Source organism: Pseudomonas sp. GXM4 (assembly GCF_008923895.1).
GTDB classification, from domain to species: Bacteria; Pseudomonadota; Gammaproteobacteria; order Pseudomonadales; family Pseudomonadaceae; genus Aquipseudomonas; species Aquipseudomonas atacamensis.
Genome location: NZ_WBRZ01000231.1, coordinates 1 through 8,566 on the forward strand (window position 1 = coordinate 1; position 8,566 = coordinate 8,566).

At 62.6% G+C, this 8,566-nt stretch carries 8 protein-coding genes and 1 pseudogene; all 9 read left to right on the plus strand.

What is annotated here, in order from left to right; genetic code table 11:
- The first annotated feature begins 180 nt into the window (after positions 1-180).
- A complete protein-coding gene (locus tag F8N49_RS21900) occupies positions 181-1,038 on the plus strand; it encodes a CoA transferase subunit A (protein WP_024011937.1) in 858 nt (285 codons plus the stop codon).
- Positions 1,038-1,817 (plus strand): CoA-transferase subunit beta, encoded by a 780-nt coding sequence (locus tag F8N49_RS21905; protein ID WP_016771341.1) that lies wholly within the window; start codon positions 1,038-1,040, stop codon positions 1,815-1,817. The genes F8N49_RS21900 and F8N49_RS21905 overlap by 1 nt, the downstream gene beginning before the upstream one ends.
- Positions 1,814-3,019 carry a 3-oxoadipyl-CoA thiolase gene (gene pcaF / locus F8N49_RS21910; protein ID WP_178117042.1) on the plus strand — a complete coding sequence of 402 codons (1,206 nt, stop codon included), beginning with the start codon at positions 1,814-1,816 and terminating at the stop codon, positions 3,017-3,019. The genes F8N49_RS21905 and pcaF overlap by 4 nt, the downstream gene beginning before the upstream one ends.
- Positions 3,020-3,055: 36 nt before the next feature.
- Positions 3,056-3,760 carry a protocatechuate 3,4-dioxygenase subunit beta gene (pcaH, locus tag F8N49_RS21915; RefSeq protein WP_137215372.1) on the plus strand — a complete coding sequence of 235 codons (705 nt, stop codon included), beginning with the start codon at positions 3,056-3,058 and terminating at the stop codon, positions 3,758-3,760.
- A 1-nt stretch (position 3,761) separates the two neighbouring features.
- Positions 3,762-4,325 (plus strand): annotated as a pseudogene (gene pcaG, locus F8N49_RS21920) (protocatechuate 3,4-dioxygenase subunit alpha); the annotation flags it as partial.
- A gap of 264 nt (positions 4,326-4,589) precedes the next feature.
- Entirely contained in the window at positions 4,590-5,885 is a 1,296-nt protein-coding gene (locus tag F8N49_RS21925) for an MFS family transporter (RefSeq protein ID WP_041478914.1), read from the plus strand.
- Positions 5,886-5,930: 45 nt separating this feature from the next.
- Positions 5,931-7,295, plus strand: a complete 1,365-nt coding sequence (locus tag F8N49_RS21930; RefSeq protein WP_151552540.1) for a 3-carboxy-cis,cis-muconate cycloisomerase — start codon at positions 5,931-5,933, stop codon at positions 7,293-7,295.
- An 11-nt stretch (positions 7,296-7,306) separates the two neighbouring features.
- Entirely contained in the window at positions 7,307-8,098 is a 792-nt protein-coding gene (pcaD, locus tag F8N49_RS21935; RefSeq protein WP_151552542.1) for a 3-oxoadipate enol-lactonase, read from the plus strand.
- A 10-nt stretch (positions 8,099-8,108) separates the two neighbouring features.
- Entirely contained in the window at positions 8,109-8,501 is a 393-nt protein-coding gene (gene pcaC, locus F8N49_RS21940; protein ID WP_024011942.1) for a 4-carboxymuconolactone decarboxylase, read from the plus strand.
- Positions 8,502-8,566: the final 65 nt, after the last annotated feature.

Below are 8,566 nucleotides of genomic sequence, written 5' to 3' on the forward strand. Positions count from 1 at the left end.
GTTCCCACGCGGAGCGTGGGAACGATCATTAGGGAAGCAACAATCCGTTCGATAAACGAACACTCAGTCGATTATCGGATTGTTTGGCGAATTTCCCGAGCTTAATCTTCAGTGACTCCGGCGCTGAACCTCGCGCCTTTTTATCACTGGCGATTCCTTACAAGAACAGGAGCCCGCTCCATGGCTGAGATCCTTTCGCTGCACGACGCGGTGAAGCAATTCGTCAACGACGGCGACACCGTCGCCCTCGAAGGCTTCACTCACCTGATCCCTACGGCAGCGGGTCATGAAATCATTCGTCAAGGCAAGAAAGATCTGACGCTGGTGCGGATGACGCCTGACCTGATCTACGACCAACTGATCGGCGCCGGTTGCGCGCGCAAACTGATTTTCTCCTGGGGCGGCAACCCGGGCGTGGGCTCGCTGCACCGCCTGCGTGACGCGGTCGAAAAGCAGTGGCCGCACGCGCTGGAAATTGAAGAACACAGCCACGCCGACCTCGCCAACGCCTACGTCGCCGGCGCGTCCGGCCTGCCGTTCGCGGTGCTGCGTGCCTACGCCGGCTCCGACCTGCCGAAGGTCAATCCGCTGATCAAAACCGTGACCTGTCCGTTCACCGGCGAAGTGCTGGCGGCAGTGCCATCGGTACGCCCGGACGTCACCGTGATTCACGCGCAGAAGGCCGACCGCAAAGGCAACGTGTTGCTCTGGGGCATTCTCGGTGTGCAGAAAGAAGCCGCGCTGGCGGCCAAGCGCTGCATCGTCACCGTGGAAGAAATCGTCGACGATCTCAACGCACCGATGAACGCTTGCGTACTGCCGACCTGGGCCTTGAGCGCGGTCTGCCATGTGCCGGGTGGTGCGCATCCGTCCTACGCCCACGGTTACACCGAGCGTGACAATCGTTTCTATCAGGCGTGGGACCCGATCGCTCGCGACCGTGAGACGTTTACCGCGTGGATCAACGAATACATCCATGGCTGCGCTGACTTCAGCGAATTCCAGGCCAAATTGGCCGCTGCTTCGGAGGCCAAGTAATGACTTACACCACCAATGAAATGATGACCGTCGCGGCGGCCCGGCGCCTGAAGAACGGCTCGGTATGCTTCGTCGGCATCGGCCTGCCATCGAAAGCCGCCAACCTCGCGCGCCTGACTTCATCGCCGGACGTAGTGCTGATCTACGAATCCGGCCCGATTGGCGCCAAGCCGAGCGTACTGCCGCTGTCCATCGGTGACGGCGAGTTGGCCGAGACCGCCGACACGGTGGTGCCGACCGGTGAGATTTTTCGCTACTGGCTGCAGGGCGGGCGCATCGACGTCGGTTTCCTCGGCGCCGCGCAGGTCGACCGTTTCGGCAACATCAACACCACCGTGGTCGGCGACTACCACGCGCCAAAAGTGCGCCTGCCGGGTGCTGGTGGCGCGCCGGAGATCGCCGGTTCGGCGAAAAGCGTGTTGATCATCCTTAAACAGTCGGCGCGGTCGTTTGTCGACAAGCTCGACTTCATCACCTCGGTCGGTCACGGCGAAGGTGGCGATTCGCGTAAACGTCTGGGCCTGCCGGGCGCCGGGCCGGTGGGCATCATCACCGACCTGTGCATCATGGAACCGGAGGAGGGTACCCACGAATTCGTGGTCACTGCGCTGCATCCGGGCGTGACCCGCGAGCAAGTGGTCGCCGCCACCGGTTGGGCGATTCGTTTTGCCGACTCCGTTGAAACCACCGCTGAGCCGACCGAAGTCGAGCTGACGGCGCTGCGTGATCTGGAAGCGCGCACCGCTGCCGCCCATGGCCAGGCACCGGGAGAAGCATGATGCGTGACGTGTATATCTGCGACGCGATTCGCACCCCCATTGGCCGCTTCGGTGGCGCATTGTCCGCCATGCGCGCCGACGACCTGGCCGCCGTGCCGATCAAGGCCCTGATGGAACGCAATCCATCGGTGGACTGGAGCGCCGTCGATGAGGTGTTTCTCGGCTGCGCCAACCAGGCCGGCGAAGACAACCGCAACGTTGCGCGCATGGCATTGCTGCTCGCCGGTCTGCCGGACAGCGTGCCCGGCGTTACGCTCAATCGTCTCTGCGCTTCGGGCATGGACGCGATCGGCACTGCGTTCCGTGCGATCGCCAGCGGCGAGATGGAGCTGGCGATTGCCGGCGGCGTCGAGTCGATGTCCCGCGCACCGTTCGTGATGGGCAAGGCCGACGCGGCGTTCTCGCGCAACATGAAACTGGAAGACACCACCATCGGCTGGCGTTTCATCAACCCGCTGATGAAGGCGCAGTACGGCGTCGATGCCATGCCGCAGACCGCTGATAACGTCGCCGACGACTATAAAGTCTCGCGCGCAGATCAGGACGCCTTTGCCTTGCGCAGTCAGCAACGTACCGCCGCCGCTCAAGCCGCCGGTTACTTCGCTGAAGAAATCGTCGAAGTGCGCATCGCCCACAAAAAGGGCGAAACCGTGGTCAGCCAGGACGAACATCCGCGCGCCGACACCACGATTGAAGCGTTGGCCAAACTGAAACCGGTCAACGGCGCGGACAAAACCGTCACCGCCGGCAATGCCTCAGGCGTAAACGATGGTGCGGCTGCGCTGATTCTGGCATCAGCCGAAGCGGTGAAAAAACACGGCCTGACCGCCCGCGCAAAAGTGCTCGGCATGGCCAGCGCCGGTGTCGCGCCGCGAGTGATGGGCATCGGCCCGGTGCCGGCGGTGCGTAAACTGACCGAGCGCCTTGGCGTCGCGGTCAGCGATTTCGACGTGATCGAACTCAACGAAGCGTTTGCCAGCCAGGGTCTCGCGGTATTGCGCGAGTTGGGCCTGGCCGACGATGCGCCGCAGGTTAACCCGAATGGCGGCGCGATTGCCCTCGGTCATCCGTTGGGCATGAGCGGTGCGCGGCTGGTGCTGACCGCCCTGCATCATCTGGAAAAGACTGGCGGCAAGAAAGGTCTGGCGACCATGTGCGTCGGTGTTGGCCAGGGTCTGGCCTTGGCCATCGAACGTGTCTGACGCACTGCGGCACTTACAAGAACTGAGGAAAGCGAAATGACTGACAAGCCTGGTTACCGTCGCCCACAGGCAGGCACTCAGCCTGACTACCTGCACCCGACGTATCAATCCACCAACCTGCGCTCGCCGTCCAAGCCGTTGGTGCACCTGCCGCACTCGCTGTCGGAAATCACCGGGCCGACCATCGGCGCCGAACACGTTGCCGAGAAAGACAATGACCTCACCGCCCAGCACGAAGGCGAGCCGTTGGGCGAGCGCATCATCATTCACGGCCGCGTGCTCGACGAAGACGGCCTGCCGGTGCCGGGGATTCTGGTGGAGATCTGGCAGGCCAACGCCGCCGGCCGCTACAACCATGCCCGCGACCTGCACGACGCGCCGCTGGACCCGAACTTCACCGGCACCGGCCGCACCGTCACCGATGCCGACGGCTGGTACCAGTTCCAGACCATCAAGCCCGGCGCCTATCCGTGGGGCAACCACCACAACGCCTGGCGCCCGGCGCACATCCACTTTTCCCTGTTCGGGCCGAGCATTCTTACGCGTCTGGTCACGCAGATGTACTTCCCTGGTGATCCGCTGCTGGCGTATGACCCGATCTACAACTGCGTGCCGGACACTTCGGCCAAGGAACGCCTGATCGCTGCTTTCGATCTGGAAAAAACCATTCCGTCCTACGCCCTCGGTTACCGCTGGGACATCGTGCTGCGCGGCCGTGAAGCCACGCCGATGGAGAAATAAGATGACGCTCTATGCGACCACGTCCCACACCGTCGGGCCGTATTACCACATCGGCCTGACCTGGCTGAATCGCGAAACCTTGGCCAACGAGCTGACCCTCGGCGAGCGCGTGGCAATCACCGGCCAGGTGGTCGACGGCAATGGCGATGTCGTCAACGACGCCATGCTCGAAGTCTGGCAGGCCAACGCCGCCGGCAAGTACGACCACCCGGAAGATCACCAGGACAAACCGCTCGACCCGAATTTCGAAGGCTTCGGCCGGGTGCCGGTGGACGCCGAAGGGCGCTTCCGTTTCACCACGATCAAACCGGGCACCGTGCCGGGGTTGAAAGGCTCGACCCAGGCGCCGCATCTGGTGGTGCTGGTGTTTGCCCGTGGTCTGGTCAAGCATTTGCTGACGCGGATTTATTTTGAAGGTGAACCGGCGAACGTTGCTGACCCGTTGCTCGAGTGTGTGCCGGCGGAGCGTCGCCAGACGTTGCTGGCCAAGGCGGATGCGTCGGGTGTTTACCAGTGGAATGTAGTTCTGCAGGGCACCGATGCCGAGACGGTGTTCTTCGATTATGGAGAGAACACCCAAAATCCCCTGCAGGACAGAGTCCCTGTGGTGAGGGGATTTATCCCCGCTGGGCTGCGAAGCAGCCCCAAAAACCAGTCGGCGCGGTATTCAGATGAACCGCGTGTATTTGATTTGCGAGTGCTTCGCACTCGAGCGGGGATAAATCCCCTCGCCACAAAGGCTGATCCAGACGTGGGTGATGATCCGATGCGGAACGGGACTGTTGCAAAGTATGTCTAGACTGTGACTGTCCCTATCGAGTGAAAAACAATGACAACCACCACCTCCCACTACACCGGCGAAGAGCGCAGCAAGCGCATCTTCGCCATCGTCGGCGCTTCGTCCGGCAACCTCGTCGAATGGTTCGACTTCTACGTCTACGCCTTCTGCGCGATCTATTTCGCCCCGGCGTTTTTCCCCTCCGATAACCCCACCGTGCAACTGGTCAACACCGCTGGCGTGTTCGCTGCCGGGTTCCTGATGCGGCCGATTGGTGGCTGGATCTTCGGCCGGGTCGCTGACAAGCACGGGCGCAAGAACTCGATGCTCATCTCGATTCTGATGATGTGCTTCGGCTCGTTGCTGATCGCCTGCCTGCCGACCTACAAGGACATCGGCGTCTGGGCGCCGGTGCTGTTGCTGTTCGCGCGTTTGCTGCAAGGTCTGTCGGTGGGCGGCGAATACGGCACCACTGCGACCTACATGAGTGAAGTTGCGCTCAAGGGCCAGCGCGGTTTCTTCGCCTCGTTCCAGTACGTGACGCTGATTGGCGGGCAGCTGCTGGCGGTGTCGCTGGTGGTGGTGCTGCAACAGTTCCTCACTGAAGAAGATCTGCGTGCCTACGGCTGGCGGATTCCATTCGTGGTCGGTGCGGTGGCGGCGCTGATTTCGCTGTTCCTGCGTCGTTCGCTGAAGGAAACCACCAATAAGGAAACCCGTGCGCATAAAGACGCCGGCAGCATCACTGCACTGTTTCGCGATCACAAAGCGGCGTTCATCACCGTGCTCGGCTACACGGCTGGCGGCTCGCTGATTTTCTACACCTTCACCACCTACATGCAGAAATACCTGGTGAACACCGCCGGCATGCACGCCAAGACCGCCAGCTACATCATGACCGGCGCGCTGTTCCTGTATATGTGCATGCAGCCGTTGTTCGGCATGCTCGCCGACAAGATTGGCCGGCGTAACTCGATGCTCTGGTTCGGCGCGCTCGGTACGCTGTTCACTGTGCCGATTCTGCTCAGCCTGAAAAGCATCAGCAGCCCGTTCCTCGCCTTTGTGCTGATCACCCTGGCGCTGGCGATTGTAAGTTTCTACACCTCGATCAGCGGTCTGGTAAAAGCCGAGATGTTCCCGCCGGAAGTCCGCGCGCTTGGTGTCGGCCTGGCTTACGCGGTGGCAAATGCGATCTTCGGTGGCTCGGCAGAGTTTGTGGCCCTGAGCCTCAAGGCCGGCGGCATGGAAAACGCCTTCTACTGGTACGTCACGGCGATGATGGCGGTGGCTTTCCTGTTCAGCCTGCGTTTGCCCAAGCAGGCGAAGTATCTGCACCACGATCTGTAAACCCATGTGCGCGGGCTGCGAGGCTCGCGCCGGCAAGGACTGTTTATGACTCAGCGACCGGGCAATCAATTGTTCGATGCCTACTTCACCGCCCGCGATATGCGCGAAGTGTTCTGCGATCAGGGCCGGGTGCAGGCGATGCTCGATTTCGAAGCGGCGCTGGCCCGGGCCGAGGCGCGGGTCGGGCTGATTCCTTCATCGGCCGTGGCACCGATTGCCACAGCGTGCGACGCGGGCCTGTATGACTTCGCGGCGCTGGGCGAGGCGATAGCCACGGCTGGCAATTCGGCGATTCCGCTGGTCAAGGCGTTGGGCAAGCAGATCGCTTCGAGCGATGCCGAAGCCGAGCGCTATGTGCATCTGGGCGCGACCAGTCAGGACGTGATGGATTCCGGGCTGGTCCTGCAATTGCGCCAGGCGCTGACGCTGATCGAAAACCAACTGGCACAACTGGCCGACTCGCTCGCCACTCAGGCACAACGTTTCGCTACCACGCCACTGGCCGGGCGCACCTGGCTGCAACATGCCACGCCAGTGACCCTCGGTATGAAAATCGCTGGATGGCTCGGCGCCGTCACGCGCAGCCGTCAGCGTCTGCAACAACTGAAAACGCGTCTGCTGGTGCTGCAATTCGGTGGCGCCTCCGGCACGCTCGCGGCGCTGGGGGCACAGGCGTTGCCGATCGCCAAAGCATTGGCCGAAGAGCTGCAACTGACCCTGCCCGAGCAACCGTGGCACACCCAGCGTGATCGCATCGTTGAATTCGGCGCCGTGCTTGGCCTGATCGCCGGCAGCCTCGGCAAATTCGGCCGCGACATCAGCCTGTTGATGCAGACCGAAGCAGCGGAGGTTTTTGAGCCTGCGGCACCGGGCAAGGGTGGGTCGTCGACCATGCCGCACAAGCGCAACCCGGTTGGCGCGGCGGTGCTGATCGGCGCGGCCACGCGGGTGCCGGGGCTGGTGTCGACGCTGTTCAGCGCGATGCCGCAGGAGCACGAACGCAGCCTCGGTTTGTGGCATGCCGAATGGGAAACCCTGCCGGAAATCTGCTGCCTGGTGTCCGGTTCGCTGCAACAGGCGCGCTTGCTGGCCGACGGGCTGGAAGTCGACGCGGCGCGCATGGCCCGCAACCTCGAATTGACCCAAGGCCTGGTGCTGGCCGAAGCGGTGAGCATCGTCCTCGCCCAACGCGTCGGCCGCGACACCGCGCATCACCTGCTCGAACAATGCTGCAAACGTGCAGTGGCCGAGCAACGGCATTTGCGTGCGGTGCTCGCTGACGAGCCGCAAGTCACCGCCGAACTCAGTGGCGCTGAACTCGATGATCTTCTCAACCCTGCGCATTACCTCGGCCAGGCGCAAGCCTGGGTCGAGCGCGCGGTGGCCGAACACAACGCTTTGACTGTCTGAAGGAGAGGGCTGTGGCTTTCGTTCAACTCGCCGATGGCGAACTGCACTATCAAATAGAAGGCCCGGCCGCTGCGCCGGTGCTGGTGCTGTCCAACTCGCTGGGCACTGACCTGCACATGTGGGACGCGCAAATGCCGGCGTTCACCGAGCATTTCCGCGTGCTGCGTTTCGACACGCGCGGCCATGGGCAATCGCTGGTCACCGGGGGGCCGTACAGCATCGAACAACTCGGTCGCGACGTGCTCGGTCTGCTCGATGCGCTGCATATCGAGCGCGCGCATTTCTGCGGGCTGTCGATGGGCGGGCTGATCGGTCAGTGGCTGGGGATCAACGCCGGCCATCGTCTGTACAAGCTGATTGTCTGCAACACCGCAGCGAAAATCGGCGATCCGTCGGTATGGAATCCGCGCATCGAAACCGTATTGCGCGACGGCCCGGCGGCGATGGTCGCACTGCGTGATGCCTCGATTGCGCGCTGGTTCACCCCGGACTTTTCCGCAGCCCATCCCGAGGCGGCGAAGAAGATTACCGACATGCTTGCCGCAACCAATCCACAAGGCTATGCGGCCAACTGCGCGGCCGTGCGCGATGCCGATTTCCGTGAACAACTGGCTTCGATCAACGTGCCGTTGCTGGTGATTGCCGGCAGCGAAGATGCGGTGACGCCGCCGTCCGGCGGGCACTTCATCCGCGACCACGTGCGCGGTGCCGAGTACGCCGAGTTCCATGCGGCGCATTTGTCCAACGTGCAGGCCGGCGCCGCTTTCAGCGACCGTGTGCTGGCGTTTTTGCAGGCTCAGTGAGGAAGAATTTGTGGACGAGAAACAACGTTACGACGAAGGCATGCAAGTACGCCGCGCGGTGCTGGGCGATGCCCACGTCGATCGCAGCCTGACCACGCTGACCGAGTTCAACTCCGAATTCCAGGAGATGATCACCCGCCACGCCTGGGGCGACATCTGGACCCGCCCGGGCCTGCCCCGTCATACCCGCAGCCTGATCACCATCGCCATGCTGATCGGCATGAACCGCGAGGGCGAACTGAAACTGCACCTGCGCGCGGCGGCCAACAACGGCGTGAGCCGTGGCGAGATCAAGGAAGTGATCATGCAGAGCGCGATCTACTGCGGCATCCCGGCGGCGAATGCGACGTTTCATCTGGCGGAGTCGGTGTGGGATGAGCTAGGAGTCGAATCCCGGGATTGATGGCGCCCGAAATTACGCCTTCGCGAGCAAGCTCGCTCCCACATTGGAGTTGTGTCGATCACAAA

What these genes read in the sequence shown, in the direction of transcription:
- F8N49_RS21925 (WP_041478914.1), top strand. Translation starts at nt 4,590, where the DNA reads ATGACAACCACCACCTCCCACTACACCGGCGAAGAGCGCAGCAAGCGC.
- F8N49_RS21930 (WP_151552540.1), top strand. Translation starts at nt 5,931, where the DNA reads ATGACTCAGCGACCGGGCAATCAATTGTTCGATGCCTACTTCACCGCC.
- F8N49_RS21905 (WP_016771341.1), top strand. Translation starts at nt 1,038, where the DNA reads ATGACTTACACCACCAATGAAATGATGACCGTCGCGGCGGCCCGGCGC.
- pcaH (WP_137215372.1), top strand. Translation starts at nt 3,056, where the DNA reads ATGACTGACAAGCCTGGTTACCGTCGCCCACAGGCAGGCACTCAGCCT.
- F8N49_RS21900 (WP_024011937.1), top strand. Translation starts at nt 181, where the DNA reads ATGGCTGAGATCCTTTCGCTGCACGACGCGGTGAAGCAATTCGTCAAC.
- pcaF (WP_178117042.1), top strand. Translation starts at nt 1,814, where the DNA reads ATGATGCGTGACGTGTATATCTGCGACGCGATTCGCACCCCCATTGGC.